At 39.5% G+C, this 20,799-nt stretch carries 19 protein-coding genes; 8 read left to right on the plus strand and 11 right to left on the minus strand.

What is annotated here, in order from left to right; genetic code table 11:
• The 4 genes from G322_RS23840 to G322_RS0105495 all read left to right on the plus strand — a co-directional run.
• A partial coding sequence (locus tag G322_RS23840; protein WP_033422031.1) for a hypothetical protein occupies window positions 1–234 on the plus strand: 234 nt, incomplete at its 5' end.
• 119 nt (window positions 235–353) lie between these two features.
• Window positions 354–1,292, plus strand: a complete 939-nt coding sequence (gene rluC / locus G322_RS0105485; protein ID WP_028866433.1) for a 23S rRNA pseudouridine(955/2504/2580) synthase RluC — start codon at window positions 354–356, stop codon at window positions 1,290–1,292.
• A gap of 1 nt (window position 1,293) precedes the next feature.
• Window positions 1,294–1,941, plus strand: a complete 648-nt coding sequence (locus G322_RS0105490) for an HAD family hydrolase (RefSeq protein WP_022940806.1) — start codon at window positions 1,294–1,296, stop codon at window positions 1,939–1,941.
• Entirely contained in the window at window positions 1,931–2,896 is a 966-nt protein-coding gene (locus tag G322_RS0105495) for a glycosyl transferase family protein (RefSeq protein WP_022940807.1), read from the plus strand. The genes G322_RS0105490 and G322_RS0105495 overlap by 11 nt, the downstream gene beginning before the upstream one ends.
• A 67-nt stretch (window positions 2,897–2,963) precedes the next feature.
• On the opposite strand, the gene G322_RS0105500 is transcribed toward G322_RS0105495, so the two are convergent.
• Genes G322_RS0105500 through G322_RS0105510 form a run of 3 tightly spaced genes read right to left on the minus strand, consistent with a single transcriptional unit; the run spans window position 2,964 to window position 7,934 of the window.
• Window positions 2,964–3,854, minus strand: coding sequence for a peptidoglycan binding protein CsiV (locus tag G322_RS0105500; RefSeq protein ID WP_022940808.1), 891 nt, complete (start codon window positions 3,852–3,854; stop codon window positions 2,964–2,966).
• Window positions 3,855–3,858: 4 nt separating this feature from the next.
• Complete coding sequence (mfd, locus tag G322_RS0105505) at window positions 3,859–7,341, minus strand: transcription-repair coupling factor (RefSeq protein ID WP_022940809.1); 3,483 nt, start codon at window positions 7,339–7,341, stop codon at window positions 3,859–3,861.
• Between the two features lie 35 nt (window positions 7,342–7,376).
• Window positions 7,377–7,934, minus strand: coding sequence for a PilZ domain-containing protein (locus tag G322_RS0105510; protein WP_022940810.1), 558 nt, complete (start codon window positions 7,932–7,934; stop codon window positions 7,377–7,379).
• A gap of 89 nt (window positions 7,935–8,023) precedes the next feature.
• Between G322_RS0105510 and G322_RS0105515 the strand changes: the two genes are divergently transcribed.
• From G322_RS0105515 to lolE, 3 genes are read left to right on the plus strand one after another with little or no spacing between them, the layout of a single operon-like run.
• A complete protein-coding gene (locus G322_RS0105515) occupies window positions 8,024–9,250 on the plus strand; it encodes a lipoprotein-releasing ABC transporter permease subunit (protein WP_022940811.1) in 1,227 nt (408 codons plus the stop codon).
• A gap of 1 nt (window position 9,251) precedes the next feature.
• Window positions 9,252–9,965, plus strand: a complete 714-nt coding sequence (lolD, locus tag G322_RS0105520; RefSeq protein WP_028866434.1) for a lipoprotein-releasing ABC transporter ATP-binding protein LolD — start codon at window positions 9,252–9,254, stop codon at window positions 9,963–9,965.
• Window positions 9,965–11,209, plus strand: coding sequence for a lipoprotein-releasing ABC transporter permease subunit LolE (gene lolE / locus G322_RS0105525; protein ID WP_022940813.1), 1,245 nt, complete (start codon window positions 9,965–9,967; stop codon window positions 11,207–11,209). The genes lolD and lolE overlap by 1 nt, the downstream gene beginning before the upstream one ends.
• A 63-nt stretch (window positions 11,210–11,272) precedes the next feature.
• On the opposite strand, the gene G322_RS0105530 is transcribed toward lolE, so the two are convergent.
• Window positions 11,273–11,932: a Bax inhibitor-1/YccA family protein gene (locus G322_RS0105530; RefSeq protein WP_022940814.1), complete on the minus strand. Its 660-nt coding sequence runs from the start codon at window positions 11,930–11,932 to the stop codon at window positions 11,273–11,275.
• Window positions 11,933–12,254: 322 nt separating this feature from the next.
• Between G322_RS0105530 and G322_RS0105535 the strand changes: the two genes are divergently transcribed.
• Window positions 12,255–13,130 carry a hypothetical protein gene (locus G322_RS0105535; RefSeq protein WP_022940815.1) on the plus strand — a complete coding sequence of 292 codons (876 nt, stop codon included), beginning with the start codon at window positions 12,255–12,257 and terminating at the stop codon, window positions 13,128–13,130.
• A gap of 84 nt (window positions 13,131–13,214) precedes the next feature.
• Here G322_RS0105535 and tpiA read toward each other — a convergent pair whose 3' ends face one another.
• The 7 genes from tpiA to G322_RS0105575 all read right to left on the minus strand — a co-directional run bounded on the left by tpiA (window position 13,215) and on the right by G322_RS0105575 (window position 20,799).
• A complete protein-coding gene (gene tpiA / locus G322_RS0105540) occupies window positions 13,215–13,967 on the minus strand; it encodes a triose-phosphate isomerase (RefSeq protein WP_022940816.1) in 753 nt (250 codons plus the stop codon).
• Between the two features lie 118 nt (window positions 13,968–14,085).
• Window positions 14,086–15,015 carry a tRNA 2-thiocytidine(32) synthetase TtcA gene (gene ttcA / locus G322_RS0105545; protein WP_022940817.1) on the minus strand — a complete coding sequence of 310 codons (930 nt, stop codon included), beginning with the start codon at window positions 15,013–15,015 and terminating at the stop codon, window positions 14,086–14,088.
• Window positions 15,016–15,197: 182 nt separating this feature from the next.
• Window positions 15,198–17,042, minus strand: coding sequence for an EAL domain-containing protein (locus tag G322_RS0105555; RefSeq protein ID WP_022940819.1), 1,845 nt, complete (start codon window positions 17,040–17,042; stop codon window positions 15,198–15,200).
• A gap of 132 nt (window positions 17,043–17,174) precedes the next feature.
• Window positions 17,175–17,954 carry an ATP-binding cassette domain-containing protein gene (locus G322_RS0105560; protein ID WP_022940820.1) on the minus strand — a complete coding sequence of 260 codons (780 nt, stop codon included), beginning with the start codon at window positions 17,952–17,954 and terminating at the stop codon, window positions 17,175–17,177.
• A complete protein-coding gene (locus G322_RS0105565) occupies window positions 17,929–18,960 on the minus strand; it encodes an oligopeptide/dipeptide ABC transporter ATP-binding protein (protein ID WP_022940821.1) in 1,032 nt (343 codons plus the stop codon). Before G322_RS0105565 ends, G322_RS0105560 begins: the two co-directional genes overlap by 26 nt.
• Window positions 18,960–19,850 (minus strand): ABC transporter permease subunit, encoded by an 891-nt coding sequence (locus G322_RS0105570; RefSeq protein ID WP_022940822.1) that lies wholly within the window; start codon window positions 19,848–19,850, stop codon window positions 18,960–18,962. The genes G322_RS0105565 and G322_RS0105570 overlap by 1 nt, the downstream gene beginning before the upstream one ends.
• The gene (locus tag G322_RS0105575; protein ID WP_022940823.1) at window positions 19,837–20,799 is read right to left on the minus strand and encodes an ABC transporter permease subunit; all 963 of its coding nucleotides are present in this window, start codon (window positions 20,797–20,799) and stop codon (window positions 19,837–19,839) included. The genes G322_RS0105570 and G322_RS0105575 overlap by 14 nt, the downstream gene beginning before the upstream one ends.

Genomic DNA, 20,799 nt, shown 5'->3' on the forward strand with positions numbered 1-20,799 from the left:
ATTGAAATAATATTTATTGAGGAAGCAAAGAGGCAGGATGGGCCCGTTTTTGATCAAATTCGCCCAATGCTTACAAATAATTTGCTATTTGGTGATCTAGCATACAAAAGACCAGATGAAGACAACGTTGAGTTAGAGCAGGAATTAAAGGTTTTGACGCCGATAAAAAACAAAGAGGGCAGAAGGAGTTGTCAGCAGAGGATAAAAAACATTCAAATACAGTATCACGTATGAGGCAGCCGATTGAAGCATTAGTTGGTTGGCTCAATATGGCAGCTACGATGATGCTTCGTAGTTATCCTGAACTTGGCTTTTGATTCGAATATATTGCTAACACGTGATAAACTTAACGAATGGAACAGATAAATCACTCAGTACGCATGCTTGATATTTCTCAAGAAAATGCACAGCAACGAATCGACAATTTTCTCCGCTTACATCTTAAAGGTGTCCCTAAAAGTATGGTCTATCGGATCATACGTAAAGGGGAAGTGCGTGTTAACAAAAAACGCATTAAACCAGATTATAAACTCAAAGAGGGGGATATTGTGCGTATTCCCCCTGTGCGCGTGGCAGCAGAAAATGCTTTACCCTCCCCTAAATTAAATGCAATCGCACAACTCGAAGCACGTATCGTTTATGAAGATGATGCGTTGCTCATTTTAAATAAGCCCTCTGGGCTTGCTGTACACGGTGGCAGTGGTTTGGATTTCGGCGTAATTGAAGGGTTGCGCGCTTTGCGCCCGCAAGCACGTTTTCTAGAGCTTGCTCATCGTCTTGATAAAGCGACATCGGGTTGCTTATTAGTGGCTAAAAAACGCAGTACGTTACGTGCATTACATGAACAACTGCGAAATAAAACCATGAACAAACAATATCTCGCTTTAGTAAAGGGCAAGTGGGATAAAAAAGACCGAAGTGTGAGAGAGCCTCTGCTTAAAGATTCACAAAATTCAATTGTTAAAGTGAGTCAAGAGGGTAAAGCTTCGGAAACACGTTTTAAAATTATGCAACGTTATCAGGGGGCAACCTTGGTTGAAGCATCTCCTGTGACGGGGCGCACCCATCAAATTCGCGTACATACGGCTTGTAAAGGGCACAATATAGCGGGCGATGATCGTTATGGTGACAATGATTTTAGTGCAGAGATGAAAAAGTTGGGTTTAAAGCGTCTATTTTTACACGCGGCTCACATCACTTTTTACCATCCTGTATTGGAAGAAAAAATGACCGTGAGTGCGCCGTTGTGTCAGCCACTGTCCGACCTATTAGAAAAATTACAGAGAAGTTAATATGAAATATAAAGTAATTATTTTTGATTGGGATGGCACCTTAATGGATTCCATTGATAAAATTGTAGCCTGTGTGAAAGCGGCAGCTGAAGACTGCCAGTTAACGATTCCATCAACGAATGCGATTCGCCATATTGTAGGGCTAAGTTTAGATAAAGCGATGACACAGCTTTGCCCACAAGCAACACTCGCGCAACAAACTGCAATGGTTGATGCTTATCGTGTGCAGTATTTGACTAAAAACAAACAAGAAACACCCTTTTATGAAGGTATTTCAGCGTGGTTAATTAGCCTTAAAGAGCAGGGGTATCTGCTTGCGGTTGCGACAGGAAAGGGACGTAATGGCCTTAATCGCATGTTAGATAAATTTTCGATGCATGATCTTTTCAGCGTAACCTATTGCGCCGATGAAACGGCTTCAAAGCCTGATCCGTTAATGCTCAAGCGTATTTTAGAAGATCTAAAACTCGATGCGTCACAAGCGTTGATGGTGGGGGACACCAGTTATGATTTAGAGATGGCAAACAATGCCAATATTGATTGCATGGGTGTCTCTTATGGGGTGCATGAGTATAAAATACTCAATCAATTTAACCCTATCGCCATTGTAGATTCATTACCTAAGGAGTTTGCGTTACATGTTCAGTGACTATATTAAATTAACCGGACGTGGCGAAAAAGGGCGACGTTCTTTAACACAGGCTGAGTCTTTTGATGCCCTGTCATCTTATTTAAAGGGTGATGCAGAATTACTGCAACTCGCTGTTTTATTAATGTTACAACGGGTACGTTGTGAAACTGCTGAGGAAGCCGCTGGTTACATTGAAGCATTGCGTAGTAAAATTTCTCCACAGTGGAAAACATTACAAGCTGATTTAGATTGGCCCTGTTTTGCAGGTAAAAAACGTCAGCCACCTTGGTTGATGTTGGCGGCTAAAGTCTTGGCTGAAAATGGAACACGTATCGTACTGCATGGTTACAATGCTGTTGATGCCATTAAATACCAAGTTGAAAGTGCTTGCCCGTTATTGGGTATTACGATTGCACAAACACCAGAACAGGCAAAACAGTGTTTAGATGAGTCTAATATCTGCTACCTGCCACTGCAAAGCTACTGTCCAGAGCTTATTCCTCTGCTTAATCTGCGTGAAAAAGTAGGGTTACGCACTCCACTCAATACCGTTGCACGTAGTTTAAATCCAAGTAATGCACCTTATGCGATTCATGGTGTTTTTCATAAAAGTTATGAAAAACTGCATGCAAAAGCCGCACTACTCACCAATGAAACTAATTTGATCGCTTTTAAAGGCGAGGGTGGCGAGAGTGAGGTGAACCCGCGTGTGAGTACTGATATTTGTGCTGTGCAAAATGGGGTTTACATCGAACAGGAGTGGCCTACCTATCTGAATGAGGCAAGTGGCGCACATACAGAGGTTTCTGCTGAGTATTTACAAAAAGTATGGACGGGTGAAATAGAAGATAGTTACGGTGATGCTGCGATTATCTGCACCATTGCGGTTATTTTAAAACAGTTTGAACCTGAAAAGTCACAGTCTGATTGCCTATTATTAGCTGAACAGTATTGGCAAGCGAGAAAACGTTAAGTGTGAAAAGGAAAACGATGCATAACGCATCGTTTTTTGTATTTATCTATTCAGCTTTAGGTCTTTCTTATTTAGGTATCTTGCGTATTTGTACAATAATACCCATTAATGGGTGATCAAGGTAATGCACTTCACCACTGCGTAAACGACGTTTTTGATCAAATAATATCTCTTTAATCACCGTTTGTTGTTTCACTTCGTTCACCACGGCTTCTGCTTCGCTCTGAGTGGCAATCTGTACGCCATTCTCATCATCAATCATCTCAACGACCATTTCAACTTGTTGAATCTCTTCTGATATCTCTTTACGAATAATTAATTGGCTATCAATAAACAGATAATGATCAAGGTAGATGTTGAAATTGCCATCAATGGCCCACTTGTCTGTTAGTAGCGGTACTTCTTCTGTCTCGATTAGCTCCGTATCTAGTTCAGAATCAAAGACTTCTGTAGAGATAGGATCACTTGATGCTGGTGCGATTTTTGCTTGTTGACGTTTTTGTATGTTAAATGCAAGGTTGTTGCCTGCAAAAAGGTGAATGGGTTTTGCTGTTCTGCCACTCTCCATTGGCATACGCCAAACCATATGAAAGACGGGTTTAAAGCTATGATGTTTTTCTAATTTTTTACGTTGCTCAACTAACTGTAAGTGAGAGTTGTCTAGACGCTGAAAATTGTTTCCTGCTGAATCAAACACGGCGTTAGTGATAACCACTGGATTTTTTTTATGTAAACAGGGTTGGTCAACAATACAGGCTTCAATTGTGGCCGGTTTTAGCAGGTTAATGCTGTTGTCTGTATTGATCACAATCTCCTGTGATGAGAGATGTTCTTTGATATCTTTCATCTCAACATTACGCTGAAACATAAGTAGTTCTACTTCAAACCAGCGTTGTTCAGCCTGCACTGATAGAGAGGCAACGCTTAAAAAAAGTGCAACGAGTGTTTTGTAGTTCAAAGTTTTATCCTTTTATTAAATGATCTTTAAAGCTATTGAGTAGCTGTGTTACCCAGTTTAACCGTGTACGGGTATCTTCTAATTTAGCGCTAAATTTTAGCTTAGTAGGCCCCGCTAGTTTAAAGGTATTTCCCTGTTTTTGCAGTAAAGAAACTAAGAACATCGGATCAATCGGGGTATTTTCTGTAAATTGTACATTACCACCATTAGCATGTGCATCAAGACGTTTGATACCGAGTGGTGTACAAAGCTGTTTTACCTCTGTTACCCGTATTAGATTTTTAGCCGCATCGGGCAACAAACCAAATCGGTCAATTAGCTCAACTTGAATCTCTTTGAGTGCGTATTTATCTTTGCTGTTGGCAATACGCTTATACAATGAAAGACGCGTATTCACATCGTGGATATAATCGCTTGGTATTAAGGCGGGTATACGCAACTCAACTTCTGCTTGGCTAGCAAGTAAGTGTTCAAGGCTAGGCTCTTGACCATTTTGTAGCGCGGTCACGGCTTGGTTTAACATCTCCATATAGAGATTGTAACCAATGGTTGATATTTGCCCTGATTGGTCGCTGCCTAAGAGCTCTCCTGCGCCACGGATCTCTAAATCGTGTGTCGCAAGGGTAAAACCAGCGCCTAAGGTATCAAGTGACTCAATTGCTTGTAGACGTTTTTGCGCATCTTTGGTCATCAGCTTTTTAGGCGGTGTTAGTAAGTAGGCGTAAGCTTGATGATGCGAACGCCCGACACGACCACGCAACTGATGTAGCTGTGCAAGACCAAGGTGATCGGCGCGATTGATTAAGATGGTATTCGCACTGGGAATATCAATGCCGGTTTCAATAATAGTGGTACACACTAAAACATTTTGCCGTTGATGGTAAAAATCACTCATCACTTTTTCAAGTTGATGCTCATTCATCTGCCCATGCGCGACGGAAACTTTAGCTTGCGGTAATAGGTCTTGTATATCTTGTGCCATCTTTTCGATGGTTTGTACGTTATTGTGTAAGAAGTAGACCTGTCCACCACGCATAATTTCACGGGTGATCGCATCACTCACTAGCTGATCTGTTTTTTGCTGTACAAAGGTTTTAACGGCTAATCGTTTTGCAGGCGGTGTGGCAATAATAGAAAGATCGCGCATGCCATTCATCGACATATTAAGGGTACGTGGAATAGGCGTTGCGGTGAGCGTTAAAATATCAATTTGTGCGCGTAATGCTTTAATTTTCTCTTTTTGACGTACTCCAAAACGATGCTCTTCATCAATAACCAGTAACCCTAAATCTGCAAATTTAAGGGTGTTACTGAGTAGTTTATGCGTGCCGATTAAGATATCTACCTTGCCTGATTCAGTATCAGCTAATATCTTTTTTTGCTCTTTGGCTGTTTTAAAGCGTGATAAAACTTCAACACGTACTGGCCAGTTAGCAAACCTATCTTTAAAATTTTCAAAGTGTTGCTGCGCGAGTAGGGTAGTGGGCACTAAAATAGCCACTTGGCGGGTATTGTCGGTGGCTAAAAACGCGGCGCGCATCGCCACTTCGGTTTTACCGAAACCCACATCACCACAAATTAACCTATCCATCGGTTGAGTCGAACACATATCACTGATCACTGCGTTGATAGACAGTGCTTGATCGTGTGTCTCTTCAAAGGGGAAATCGTTTTTAAACAGGGCGTAGTTGTTTTTATTCAGTTTATAACTATAACCAATTTTAGCCGCGCGTTGGGCATAAACCTCTAACAGCTCGGCCGCCACATCACGTACTTTTTCTGCGGCGCGTTTTTTTGCTTTTTGCCATGTTTCCGTGCCCAATTTGTTAAGCGGTGCATTATCAACATCATGACCACTATAACGGCTAATTAGGTGCAGGGCACTGACTGGCACATAGAGTTTGTCACCACGTAAGTATTCAAGTGTGACAAATTCAGTGAGGTTTCCTGCCGTTTCGATGGTTTGTAGCCCTAAATAGCGACCTACACCATAATCGATATGCACAACGGGTTGTCCGACTTTAAGTTCTGCTAAGTTAGCAACGAGGTTATCGCTGCTGTAGTTTTCATCGGTACTTTCTGCGCGTCGGCGACTTTGTGTGACTTTAAAACCAAGCAACTCATTTTCGGTGATAAACGCAAAGTGACTGTCAGTTAATATAAAGCTATTTTCGACCTGGCTAATAGTGATGCCGAGTTTTTGTTTTGCTTTGTTGAATTCACTGATGGAGTTAAATTCGCTCAGTGAGAGTTTAAGGGGTGCAAGCAGTTCAATTAATGACTCTTTACGTCCTGCTGATTGCACACTAAAGAGGATTTTTCCTGCGCTGTTGTTGATGAACTGCTCTATGCCTGCAAGTGGTATTTTCTTTTTGTGTTCAACGTGAATATTTTCAACCAACGAGGTAGCAAAATTAAAACGTCCCTCTTTTTTACTGTTTAGTGTCTCACTCTCAAGGTAATAACGTGGCCATTGACTTAACTGCTCAAAACATTGCTCATGACGTAGATACAGTTCGTTCGGTGTTAATAGCGGACGAAGTAGATCAACAGAGCGATCCTCATAACGCTTTTCTAAGGTTTTCCAAAAATCGAGGGTGGCTTGGTTAATATCACCGACAATGGCTAATTTGGCATTCTTAGGCAGATAATCAAATAGCGTTGCTGTCTCCTCAAAAAAGAGAGGCAGATAATATTCAATACCCGCAGGTAAGTTATGCTGGGTTATTTCGCTAAAGATAGAGTCTTTACTGGTGGAAAGAGAGGAGGTAAATTTTTCTGAAAACTTAATTTTAAAACGTTTTATCGCGTCACTGTCCGTTGAGAACTCATGTGCAGGTAACAGCTTTATCTCATCTATCGCGTTTAATGAGCGTTGGCTTTCGCTATCAAAAGGACGAATAGAGTCTATTTCATCATCAAAGAAGTCAAGTCTGAAGGGGGTGTCACTGCCCATTGGGAAGATATCTAAAAGTGAGCCTCGTGCACAAAACTCACCATGATCCATGACTTGGTCTACGGCGTAATAACCGGCTTCTTCTAAATCGCTACGCAGTGCTTGCAGCTCAATTATCTGCCCACTTTTAATAATGAGTGTGTGTTGCTTAAGATAACTCTTTGGTGCAAGACGCAGTAGTAGGGTACTGATAGGGACAATTAAAATACCTTGTTTGATAGAAGGCAGTTTAAACAGGGTTTCAATACGGGTAGAGATAATGTCTTGATGGGGCGAGAAGTGATCATAAGGTAATGTTTCCCAATCGGGGAAGCTGATTAACTCTAATTGTCCATCGACAAAATAACTCAGTTCTTGGCGCAGTTTAAGTGCGCTAGGTGTATCACTGGTGATTAAAATCAGTGGTGATTTTTGTTGTTTGGCACATTCGCTAATAGTGAGCGCTAAGCTACTGCCTTTTAAGTTGGCAAAGTGCAATCGGTCATTTTTGCTTTTAAAAGCAGGGATACTGATAAGTGGTGCATTTTTCATGGTGTTATCTTTTTGGCGGATGTTAAAACGGTTGGTTAGCGTTGCTCACGTTGCAACGCACGTAGCTTGAGTTGTTTTGATTGAATATGCAAAGTAGTGCGTATAAGCAATTCTCTATCTTCTTCACGAATCTGTTGGTAACTCAGTTCAATGCTATCGCTGTTAATCGCGGAGACGTGTGCATAACAATAGATAGCGGCCGACTCTTCAGGAACAAATATCTTAAGGCGTACTTGTTGCTCAAGAGTAAAGATTTTATCTTTTGGATTAAACAGACAAATACCGGCACTAAAAGCACTGCTTTGAAAATGAAAGCGACTATCATCTTGTTGGCTTAATACATAAGTTAACAGTGTATTTATTTTAAGGTTTTGTGCTTGCAGGTAGCCCCATAACGCTTGTGTGGTTTCATTGTTTAGTTTAAGGGGTTGTAAGCTGTGTGAATCAATACTCGCGAGATCACTTGCCATACGAAAAGGAGCGGGGAGCTCCGCTTCAAAACGTACATCATCAGGAATGGTTTCATTCTCTGTTAATGGTTCGACATTAATGCCTAGTTGATGTTCAACGAGAAAATATTCACTGTTTGTCATTATTTATCCTAATTTCCTGATATTGAAGTAAAGATACATTAGAATGCAGATTATTAACAATAAATGTATTAAATAAAAACAGGCCCCTTATGTTTTATCCTCTAAGCCTCTTTATCGGTTTACGTTATACCAAATCTAAACGTAATAACCAGTTTGTCTCCTTTGTTTCACTCTTTTCTACCGGCGGGATCACCCTTGGGGTGTTAGCGCTGATCACGGTATTATCGGTAATGAATGGTTTTGAAGCGGAGCTTAAAACACGTATTTTAGGCGCAGTACCACAAGCAGTACTCAGTAATGACAGTAAAATTATTACCGATTGGCAAGAGAAGAGAATTCCCCTGCTTAACATTGAATCGGTCAAAAGTGTTGAGCCAGTTATTAACAGTGAAGCCATTATCCAAAGCAGTCACAATATCCAAGGGATCACCTTTGAAGGGATCTACCCTGAGTATTACGCCAGTGAGATAGTTAAATCAAGTATCTACGTAGGTAGCTTAGATGAACTTACATCACGCGCTTACAATATTATTATAGGTCGTTCACTGGCACGACAATTGAGTGTTAATGTCGGTGAAAAAGTCCGACTTATCTCTGCGCGTGGCACGCGTTTTACCCCACTCGGGCAGATGCCGAGTCAGCGTAACTTTACGGTGGTTGGTTTCTTTGATGTGGGATCAGATGTTGATAAATATTTAGTGCTGATGCATGCACAAGATGCCGCACGTTTAATTCGTATCAAAACAGATGAAGTAACAGGATTACGTTTCACATTTAACGATCCCTTTGATGTATTAAGTTGGACTCCTCCCTCATTAGCCGAGAATGAAACATTAACCGATTGGCGTAGCACCCATGGCGAATTGTTTGCGGCGGTTAAGATGGAAAAGAATATGATCTGGTTGTTGCTTTGCCTGATTGTTGCCGTGGCCGCGTTTAATATCCTCTCTTCGTCGGTCATGGTGGTCAGTGATAAAAATGCAGAGGTGGCGATTTTAAAGACCCTTGGCATGACAGGGAAAACGTTAAATCTCATTTTTATTATTCAAGGTGCATGGAGTGGTATTATTGGTGCATTAATTGGTACGGGTGCAGGATTACTCTTAAGTACCTATATCAATGAGGTGATGCAATTTTTAGGGTTGCATCTATTAGCCAATGCCTCTGGTGGGGCTCGATTATTACCCGTTTTACATGAGCCAACACAGATTTTGGTTATTATGTTTGGCGCGATGTTATTGAGTTTATTAGCCACACTCTATCCTGCTTATCGTGCAGGAAAAGTCAGCCCTGTTGAGGCATTAAGGTATGAATGATATGCAACAAGAAACGAAACAAAAAACACTGCTTAGCTGCGAGAATTTAGGTAAAACCTATCAAGATGGGAAACTCAGTAATACGGTATTAGAAGCGGTGACTCTAACGGTGAATGAGGGAGAGTTATTAGCGATTGTAGGCAGCTCTGGCTCGGGTAAAAGCACACTGTTACATCTTTTAGGTGCATTAGATAAACCTTCAACAGGCAATGTATTCTATCAAGGTGATGATATTCATCTTCTTAATGATAAAAAACAGGCAAAATGGCGTAATCAGCATCTGGGATTTGTTTATCAGTTTCACCATCTGTTATCAGAGTTTAGTGCGCTTGAAAATGTGGCGATGCCATTATTGATTGCAGGCATGAAAATAAAATTAGCCACTGAAAAAGCAACTAAAATGCTACAGCGTGTGGGTCTTGAACATCGTATTACACATCGCCCTTCGGAGCTTTCAGGAGGTGAGCGCCAACGTGTCGCTATTGCGCGCGCCCTGATAAATGATCCAAAACTGGTGTTGGCAGATGAGCCAACAGGCAATTTAGATGCGACTAGCGCTGAGAATATTTATCAGCTCATTAAAACATTAAACAGTGAGCTTGGTACTGCCTTTGTGGTCGTGACACATGATCAACATCTTGCACAAAAATTGGATCGTCAATTATTGATGGTCAGTGGTGTTTTACAAGGACAATCATCACAGGGAGAAAGTTAATGTTTCGTCCTCTGTCGCTATTTATTGGCCTGCGTTATAGTCGCGCAAAACATAAAAACAAATTTGTTTCCTTTATCTCTGTTGCTTCTATATTAGGAATATCACTGGGTGTAATGGTACTCATTGTTGGGCTTTCAGCAATGAATGGTTTTGAAAAAGCACTGCGCGATCAACTGCTTTCGGTTATTCCACACGCTGAACTTGAGGTGGTTAACGGTGCGTTTAAGGATATCTCAGTAACGCTACAAAAAGTGAGAGCAAATCCCCATGTTATTGGCGCAACCCCTTATATTACTTTAAGCGGGTTATTGCAAAAAGATACGCAAATGAAAGCGTTGCAGATCCGTGCTATTACCCCAGAAACAGAGAGCCAAGTGACGGCCATTGAGCAGTATATAAAGCAGGGTGATTGGGGGTTATTAAAATCAGGTGAGCAGCAGATCATTTTAGGAAAGAGTGTTGCACTGCATTTAGGATTAACCGTGGGACAATCACTGAAACTGTTGATACCACAACCCGCTAAAGGTAATAAATTAAAAGCCCCTCGGGTTATTCCTTTTAAACTTGCAGGTATTTTTGAGATGGGCGGGCAAGTTGATAATACCTTAGGGTTTATCCATATTGATGATGCACAGAGAATATTAAACTTAAGCAGTGCTAATGCCATCGCGTTTAAAGTAGACAATATTTTAGATGCACAGCGTATTTCACGTGAAGTGGGTTATAGCTTATCGGAATATATGTATATTAAAAGTTGGATCACCAGTCAAGGTTACCTTTATCAAGATATTCAAATGGTTAAATCATTAATGTATGTGATTTTACTGCTGGTGGTTGCAGTGGCTTGTTTTAATATTGTTTCAACGTTAGTGATGGCGGTGAATGAGAAACGCGGTGACATTGCGATTTTAAAAACCATGGGCGCATCTGCGTGGAGTTTACGTTTTATCTTTATTGTTCAGGGAGCGTTTAATGGTTTTGTGGGCAGTGTGTTAGGCGCGCTAGCGGGTTGTTATATTGCACTTAATTTAACGGCTATTATCAAATTTTTAGAAAATGTGATTGGCCATAAAATCATTTCAGGCGATATCTACTTTATCGATTTTCTACCTTCAGATTTGGATTACAAACAAGCGATGTTAGTCACACTGCTTGCGTTTATAATGAGTGTGTTAGCAACACTTTATCCCGCATGGCGTGCAAGCACCATTGAGCCTGCACAAGAGTTAGGTTATTCACACTGAAGCATATTCTCCAGAGATAAAAAAACGCACTCTGGGTGCGTTTTTAATTAATCAGTTTATTGATTAATCATCTAAAATATTAAGTAACACTAAAAGATGGATAAACAGATTAAAGATATTTAAGTATAAAGAAACCGTCGCGCGGATATAGTTAGTTTCGCCACCATTGATGATGCGACTAGTATCAAACAAGATAAACCCTGACATGATAAGCACCACAACACTGCTGATAACCACTTGCATGATTGGAATTTGCAGGAAGATATTGGCTATCATGGCAATCACGACCACAATCATCCCTGTCATTAAGAAACCACCCATGAAAGAGAAATCTTTCTTCGAGGTTAATGCGTAAGCGGAAAGAGCAAAAAAGATAAGTGCTGTTGACCCGAGTGCTTGCATAATAAGCGCAGGACCATTTTCCATTGCCAGATAATTGTTCAGCATATTACCCAGTGATGCGCCCATGACACCCGTAAACATAAATACCCAGAAAAGACCTTTGCTGGTATCTGCTGTTTTAGAGACGACAAAAAGCAAACCAAATCCCACTAGCATTAAGACCAGTGATGCAATACTACCAATATTCATCATGGTGGAGATAGTGGCTGTGAATGCTGAAAAGGCCAGTGTCATACCTAATAAAATATAGGTGTTCTTGAGTACTTTATTGATTGAAACCGCAGGGTTGCTCGTGCCTGTTTGTATAAATGGTGAGTTCATTGTATCTCCTAAAAATAATGGATTAATTCACCCCCATAATACCCAATTTAGGTGGAAAAACAATTGTTTATTTGATTGATAAATTGTCAGTCAAATAAATAATAACTTTCATAAAACTATGCGCTTAGTGACATAATTACGCGTTTATATAGAAAGTTAGTTCACTTATATTATAAACTAAAGGCACTATTAAGGATCGGCTTCAAAATCACTTGCGCTTTTGTTTTTAAAATAACCCGTCATTTCAGGCTTTTTGAAAACAATTTAGCGCAAGTTATTGTGTAACGATTTCTAACCACATAACATTCGACAGGAGATAAGAATGAAAAAAATAACCTCATTTTTGATACTTTTATTAGTAACAAGTTTTGCTTTTTCGCAAAGTGATAAAAAGCAACAGGTACAACAAGATGAGTTAATTATTGTTATTCCTAATGATGTAAAAAGAGATTACGATCTTTTTCTCGCGGGACGTGACCCTCTAAAAATCAATCATTATGGTGGGTTAGGCTCGCGCCGGGACGTGATAGAGGTAGTGCTTATTCAGCAAGCATTAGCATTAGGAGGGATAACGGATCCTATCCGTTTTATTGTCACCAGTTCACATGCTCGCATTATTAAACAGGTACATGCAGGAAAAGCGGTAATGAGTGGCAACTCTATCTGGTATGATCTTTTAAATGATAGGGACCTTTTATATGTGTCGGAAGAAATTATCGAAAATGGTCAGTTTGAAGCGGGTTTATATACTATTTTAGAGAACCAAAAAACGCTCAGAGCCACATCATTACAAGATGTACGTGCATTAACAGCAGTATCAAGTAAAGCATGGATCATCGATTGGCAAACACTGAATGCGATGGAGATGAGTTCACTGATCAATACCGTAAAATGGACCTCAATGGTGAAGATGGTTGCTAAAGGACGTGCCGATTTTTTACTTGCTCCTTTTCAGCCAAGTAAAGATATGTCGTTTACGCCTGAGGGGATTCATTTAGTGCCAGTACAGGGTTTAAAAATAGGATTACAAGGAACAAGACATTTTGCGGTCTCTAAGCGCCACCCTAAAGGCAAAGAGGTTATTAAAGCACTGGATAAAGGGATTAAACTGATGAAAGAGCAGGGCATCGTTTATAAAGCCTACAGTGATTCTGGTTTCTTTAATGAGAAAGTAAAAAATTGGAAGAATATTATCTAGTTGATCAAATAATAAATAATAAATTATAGTTATAAAAAAGGCGCTAAATGCGCCTTTTTATTTTGCATATTCGGTATGGAGTGCTTATTTAGCGCCTTCAATGATACCAACAAACTCTTCAACAAGAAGTGCTGCACCACCGACTAAACCACCGTCGATATCGGCTTGAGCGAATAGCTCTTTAGCAGAAGCTGCTTTAACACTGCCGCCGTAAAGGATTTGTACTTTTTCAGCAACAACTTCGCTTTGTGCTTTAAGCCAGTTACGGATATGTGCATGTACTTCTTGAGCTTGCTCAGAAGTTGCAACTTTACCTGTACCGATAGCCCAAACTGGCTCATACGCGATAACACAGTTTTCAAATGCAGCAATACCAGCAAGGTCGATAACGGCTTTAAGTTGTGTTTCAACAACAGTCGTCGTTACATTGCCTTCACGCTCTTCAAGTGTTTCACCGATACAAAGTACTGGCACTAAACCGTTTTCTTGAATTGCAACAAATTTAGCTGCAACAACTGCATCTGTTTCGTTGTGGTATTGGCGACGCTCAGAGTGACCAACAAGTGCATATTTTGCGCCAAACTCTTTAACCATTACGGGAGATGTTTCGCCAGTATATGCGCCAGCAACATTAGTGCTCACATCTTGTGCGCCAAATACAATGCTGTTGTTTGCTGTTAATGCTGCAACTTGTTCAATGAAGATAGCGGGCGGACATACTGCTACTTCAACATTAGTTGCTGCATCAGCGGCTGCTTCTAAACCTTTAATAAGTGTAGATACAGATTCTTTAGTACCGTTTAATTTCCAGTTACCCATTACAAGAGGTGTTCTCATGGTGTTCTCCATTATGTTTAATTAAAATAATTCGTTGATTATAAATGACTCTGTGTTGAAACCTATCAATTTTTTACAATTTCTGTAATTTAATTACAGAAATACGCAATAAAATGATCTATAACAACTCTTTAATCGCTAAATTTTCATGTTGCTGATAAAACTGCTCATCTATTGTTCGCTCAGTGGTCTGCTGTGATGTTATCTCCTGTTTATCAAAAGCAATATCACCACCATCAATCACGCCAGAATGTTTATTGATTGATTTGAAATCAAAATGATTTGTATCGGCAAGGTGAGAAGGGACAATATTTTGCATTGCGGTAAACATGGTCTCTAAACGGCCAGGGAATTGTTCATCCCAGTCGTTAAGCATCTGCTTGATGATTTGTCGCTGTAAATTAGGTTGTGAGCCACAAAGATTACAAGGAATAATTGGATATTTTTTAAGCTTTGCATACTGCTCTATCTCTTTCTCTTTGCAATAGGCAAGTGGGCGGATCACCACATGCTCGCCATTATCTGAAACCAGTTTCGCTGGCATTGATTTTAGTTTGCCACCAAAAAACATATTAAGCATCATGGTTGCTAACATATCATCACGATGATGACCCAAGGCTATTTTTGTTGCGCCAAGCTCTTTGGCAGTGCGATACAAAATACCACGGCGTAGGCGTGAACATAAGCTACAGGTGGTTTTACCCTCTGGAATTTTATCCTGCACAATGCTGTAGGTATCTTCTTCAATAATTTTATATTCAACGCCTAATTTCTTTAAGTACTCAGGCAATATATGATCTGGAAACCCCGGCTGTTTTTGATCTAAATTGATCGCGATAAGACTAAAGTTGATGGGTGCAGCTGCGCGTAGTTCTAGTAAAATGTCCAACATGGTAAAGCTGTCTTTTCCACCAGAGAGACAAACCATAATACGGTCCCCCTCTTCAATCATATTGTAATCAGCAATCGCTTTGCCTGTTAAACGGCGTAAATTCTTGTTGAGTTTCTTAATAGTGAATTTCTGTTTTGGAGAGATTGATTCAGACATGCGCAAACCTGTTTATAATAAAAAACGCATTGTACAAAAAGTTTTTTTAAGATGCAAAAAAGCCGAGTGTTATTGTATTCAAAAAACAAAGGCACAACGTTTTTGAAGGAAGCAATTCAAAAAATTAATTGCATGTTAGCCTTCTTTTTCTGCGTACCTTCGTGGTTAATTACTTTAGACTCTTATAGAGGACTTGGACGGGCGATTAAGAAGCCTTGTACGCCATCAATATACATATTTTCAAGGATCTGTTTCTGCTCTAGATGTTCAATACCCTCGGCAATAACACGGCAATCCATGCGATGAGCCACATCTATGATCATACGCACAAACTGTTGGTTAGCACTGTCACGTTCAATATTACTGATTAAACTGGCATCCACTTTTACAAAATCAGGTTTTAACTCTTTAAATAGACGAAATGAACCGATGCCTCTACCAAAGTTACAGATTGCAGAGCGTGAGCCAGTCCGTTTTAACATATCAAAAACACGCTTACTTGCCACTAAATTACTATCGAGTACCACCTCTTGCATCTCAAATATCAATGATGCCGCAATGTTAGGCTCGCGTAGCAGAAGGCGTTCAAGCCAAACAATAAAACTGCTATTTTGAATAGCGGTACTAGTAATGTTTACACCCCAACGGGTACTGCCATCTGTTTTGTGGCGACATTGGCTGACCACTGTTTCAAGGATCAGTTGCTCAAGTTTAATGCTTAAATCGACACGTTGTGCCATCGCAAAGACGGTATCCGTTGGGATCATAGTATTATTTTCACCAATGAAACGGGTAAAAATTTCCTGATAGCCTTTCATATTGCGATGTATCGCTTGGATAGGTTGATGCAGTAACATTAGTGCTCGTTTGTTAATGATGCATTCAATGATATTACGCCAATGCTGCTCACCGAATTGGTTCTCATCACTGTCTTGTTGTTCAAATGCCCAGTTATTAACCCCTTCTGTTTGCGCTTTGGCAAGTGCCATATCTGTGCGAGCAAGTACTTGCTCTGGTAGTTGTCCTGAAGCGATTGAAGAGAGGCCATTGTAAGCGGTGCTATCAAGCTTGTTTAATGCTTGATATTGGTCAAATTGACTTTTTAAGTTTTTAGCCATTGTTTGCGCGTCACTGACACTCATTTCTCGCGAGATAAGTCCAAAATCAGAGCCACTAATGCGGTATAAAGAGGTCGTAGGGTAGCGCTTTGTTACTTTACTAATGAGGTTTGCGATGCTGACAATATATTCATCGCCATGTTGAAAACCACGTTGACGATTGATTGTTTCGAGTTCACTGGCGCGAATGATGGATAAAATGGCATGCTGTTGTTCGGTTTCATTACTTAATATATCAGTTAGTTCTTTACGGAAAGCGTGACGGTTATTAAGGCCAGTCAGATTATCCATATTAACCTGATGAGCAAGTTGTAATATCTGCTTTTCTTGGTTTTGTAGGGCACGGTGAAATAGACGCTTTTGCTCGTGCAATTGCTCAGAGACTTTAACAAATGGACTTGTTACATCACTATCATCAGAGATCTCTTTAATTAATGTTTTTTCAATATTTTTAAATAAACGGTAATAAAGAAGGTTAATAGTGAGTGTCATTAATATCAGTACGCTATAAATAACAAACAAAATTTGTTTGATGAGTGCGATCAAGCGACTGTTCTTGGTTTTATACTCAATAAGTTGTGCGCCATTGTCTGAGATCACAGAGGTTGTGGAAATTTTTCCTAAATAAGCATCAACTGTGTTTAATTGTTTGTTTTCGTAAATTAGAGGTGATTTTAATGCATTGTGGGTTATTTTTATATAATCAAACAGATTTTGTTCAACAAGACTTTTTAAGATGGTTATATCGGCCGGACTGTTTGAAATTTCCACATCAATTTTTTTGACTGTTAATTCTTGCTGCTGAGTAAGCAGGGGATTAAATGTTATTTTACAGGCAATGGTGACTAAAACAGCAAAAATTAATACAATAAAGTTACTTATCCAAAGACTCTTTTTATATTCATTCATCCAAAATCTACTCCGTGATTTGATGTTATTTTTACATTAAACTGTTTATGCATGGATGTATAACTAATACATTTTTACGATTATTGCTAACTTTTATTACTTTCATAAAATAAAATATATCCTATTTACACTTTATTTTCTATAGTCAGGTTGATGACTTTGTAATAGGTTTTTTGTTTTACTGGACTGTGGTGCGTTATATACATTTTCTGTTAGATCATTCTCAACAATTTTTCCCTCATGCATGACAATAAGATGATCACTGATATGACGTACTAAATTCATATTATGCGCCACAATAATATAACTCACTTCTTTTTTATCTTGTATATTTAACAATAAGTTAATAAGTTTAAAACGCAATGAAATATCAAGCCCAGCTAAGATCTCATCGGCAATGATGATGTCTGGTTCAAGTATCATTGCGCGCGCAAGTGCCACTTGGTGTTGCTGTACATTGGAGAGCATATTAGGGTAAAAGGCGAGATAATCAGGCAAAAGCCCGACTAAACTGAGGGTTTCTTTAATCTGTTTATCACGCTCTATCGCCGTTAAGTTACTATTAAGCTGTAAAGGGGCCGTTAAAATTCGACCGATCGTCGCTTTAGGATTAAGTGAACTACTTGGCGCATGAAATATCATACGGATCGATTTGCAGCGCTCTTGTAAGCTGAGTGAGCTTAATGCTTTACCCTTGAGGTATATCTCTCCACTTGTTTGTGTTCGCAGACCTGCAATTGTTTGCACTAATGTACTTTTCCCTGAGCCACTCTCTCCAATAATAGAGAGTGTTTTTCCTTTCTCTAATGAAAAATTGATATCTTGATAGGCACTCTGTAAATTTGAAGAGAACAAACCACTGCTACGTCGATAGCTTTTACAAAGGTTATTTATTGTGAGGAGTGTTTGCATCTTTTTTATCATCTAATTGTGGGAAATGGCAACGAATTATATGGCCTTTATAATTGACCGCTTCAGGATTACTAACACAGGTTCGTTGTGCTTTAGGGCACCTTGGGCCAAGACGACAACCTATCGGCAACTGGTTAGCGGGAGGAATACTCCCCGGCAAGGTATATAACTGCCCTTTATGATCCACACCATCATCAAACTCTATAATGGTTTTGATCATCGCTTGTGTATAAGGATGCATCGGACTATTTACTATCTGTTTGTAACTTCCTGATTCAACTATCTGCCCACAATAGATAAGTGAAATGTAATCGGATAAGTTACTGATACTACCAAAGTTATTACTTAACAGTAAAATGGTCATATTATGCAGTTGATTCAATTTGTATAATAAGCGAAATATTTGTGCTTGGGTAACTGCTTCCATCGAGGTTGTTGGCTCATCAGCAATTAATAGACGTGGATTATTGGCAATTGCCATCGCTATCATCACTTTTTGGCAGATCCCTTCGGAGAGTTCATACGGGTAACTTTGTACCACTGCTTGATCATTTTGCACACCCACCTTATGCAATAACTCTTTAATAATTTGCTGTTCTGATGCTCTCAATTTAGGCACCACTTTACTGAAAAAACGTTTATGATGGCTTTTTTTAGGCAAAACCTCTCTTATTTGATCAAATATTTTTTTACTTGGATCAAGATAGGAGCGTGGATTTTGAAAAATAATTGCTATCTCTGTGCCCATTATTTTACGTCTCGCTCGAGAAGATAGCTTACTTAAATCTATATTGCCTAAGAACATTCTATCTGCTGTTACTATCCAATTTTCATTATGTAGCCCTAAAATAGCTTTAGCAATCAAACTTTTACCCGAACCCGACTCACCTACTAAACCATGAATAGAGCCATCAATAATATTGAGATTCGCTTTGTCGATAACACGAATTTTTCCCTGTGCAGTGATGATATCAATGCTTAAATTACGAATATCAAGCAGTGCCATTATTCTTCTCCTTCGATAATTGCATGGCGTACCCCTTCTGCAAAAACATTAAATACAATGATGATCAGAAAAATGGCAACTCCAGGAAAGAGAACCAGATAGGGAGAGAGATAAACAAGCTCTAAGCTTTTGCTAATTAATGCACCTAACTCAATTTCATTCGCATTGGCACCAAAGCCTAAAAAACCAAGGGTGGTGATCTCAAGTATTGCCATGGTAAAAATACGCGTCAGTAATGTTACTAACGGTTCAAGAATATTAGGAAAAATACCAAAGCGTAATAATCTTAAGTTTCTTGCGCCATCAAGACGCAGTGCAATTATATGCTGTTTATTAAGTTCGTTTTCAATACTGATGTAGATACCACGGATAAATTGTGGCAACAATGACAGTGATATCGCCAGTAAACTATTTTCGTAACTCATACCAAACAAAACAATTAAGATAAGCGCTGTTAATATTGTTGGGATGGTCAGTAGAGCATCAAGAAGGTGGTGCATGATACTTGCCTTTACACCTTGTGTTAACGCGGCAGTTGCGCCAATAAGTAACCCTAACATTGAGATGACTAAGGTGATACTAAGGGCGCCTGCTAGGGTTAATTGTATACCTTTTAATAAACGTGACAAGGTATCTCGACCCAGATCATCTGTGCCTAGTAGGTGCGCTGGGTTTGCTCCTTCAGCCCAATAAGGGGGGAGTAGTAACATATCGGGATGCTGTAACGTGGGAGAGTAGGGCATAATATAAGGGGTAAAAAGGGTCACCATTAATAGGGTGATAATAGCCCACATCGCAACAACAGCAATATTTTTACTTTTAAAAATAAGCCAAATATAGCGCAGTGGTGACTGAATCTTCTGCTCGTTAAACTCATTATTGATCAGCATATAAAGATTTCCGCTTGCTAGGAGAGATAAGTACCAGAATAAAATCAATAATAATACTTGAGATTAATATAAACCCTGAAATGATAAGTAGGGCTGCTGAGAGTACTAAGTAATCTCCTTGATGAATACTGGCAAATAGCCACATGCCAGCCCCTTGATATGAAAATACAATCTCAATCGCCATTGCGAAGGAGATAATGGTACTTAATTGTAACCTTATTTGATGAATAATAGGGGGCAGTGCATTTTTTAATACGTGGCGGTAGACAATTTGCCACCTTGTTAACCCCTTAGTATGCGCTGCTTTAATATAATTGCTTTTCATCACCATGGTAATAGCGTGGCGCGTTAAGCGAATAATTTCTGAGGTAAGAAACAGTGCTAATACCGTTGAAGGCAGAATAAGGTGTGTTAGGTGGTTTAGAAATGCGTCCAATTGGTAACGTTCTGTTACCAACAAGCTATCAATCAACAATAAACCTGTTACCACAGGTATCTCATAAATAGGGCTGATATTGCCATCAATGGGTAGTGTTATTCCCAGTGCGTGAGGCAAAATGGTAAAAATAATAGCAACCCAAAAAACCGGTAGTGCAAGACCAATTAGTGCGATGGTCATAATGGTGTAATCAACACCATTGTTACGGTCGAGTCCTGCAAAGATTCCCAGTGGCATACCGATAATAATAGCAATGATAAAAGCAAAAAAACACAGTTCTAGCGTTGAAGAAAAAGCGACCAAACCGGTGTTGAAAATAGGTTGATTATCAATGATTGAAACACCGAAATCACCTTTAATAATACTGTTTAGGTAGCTAAAATAGTGGCTAAATGTGTTGTCATCTATCTGCGTATGTACTGTCCAATGTTCAATGGTAAAAGCTAACAGGGTAAGGATGAATGCAGTGATCGATAATAGATAAATACGTCGAAGTAGGTAGTTAAACAT

The sequence above is a fragment of the Psychromonas hadalis ATCC BAA-638 genome (assembly GCF_000420245.1).
Classification (GTDB): domain Bacteria; phylum Pseudomonadota; class Gammaproteobacteria; order Enterobacterales; family Psychromonadaceae; genus Psychromonas; species Psychromonas hadalis.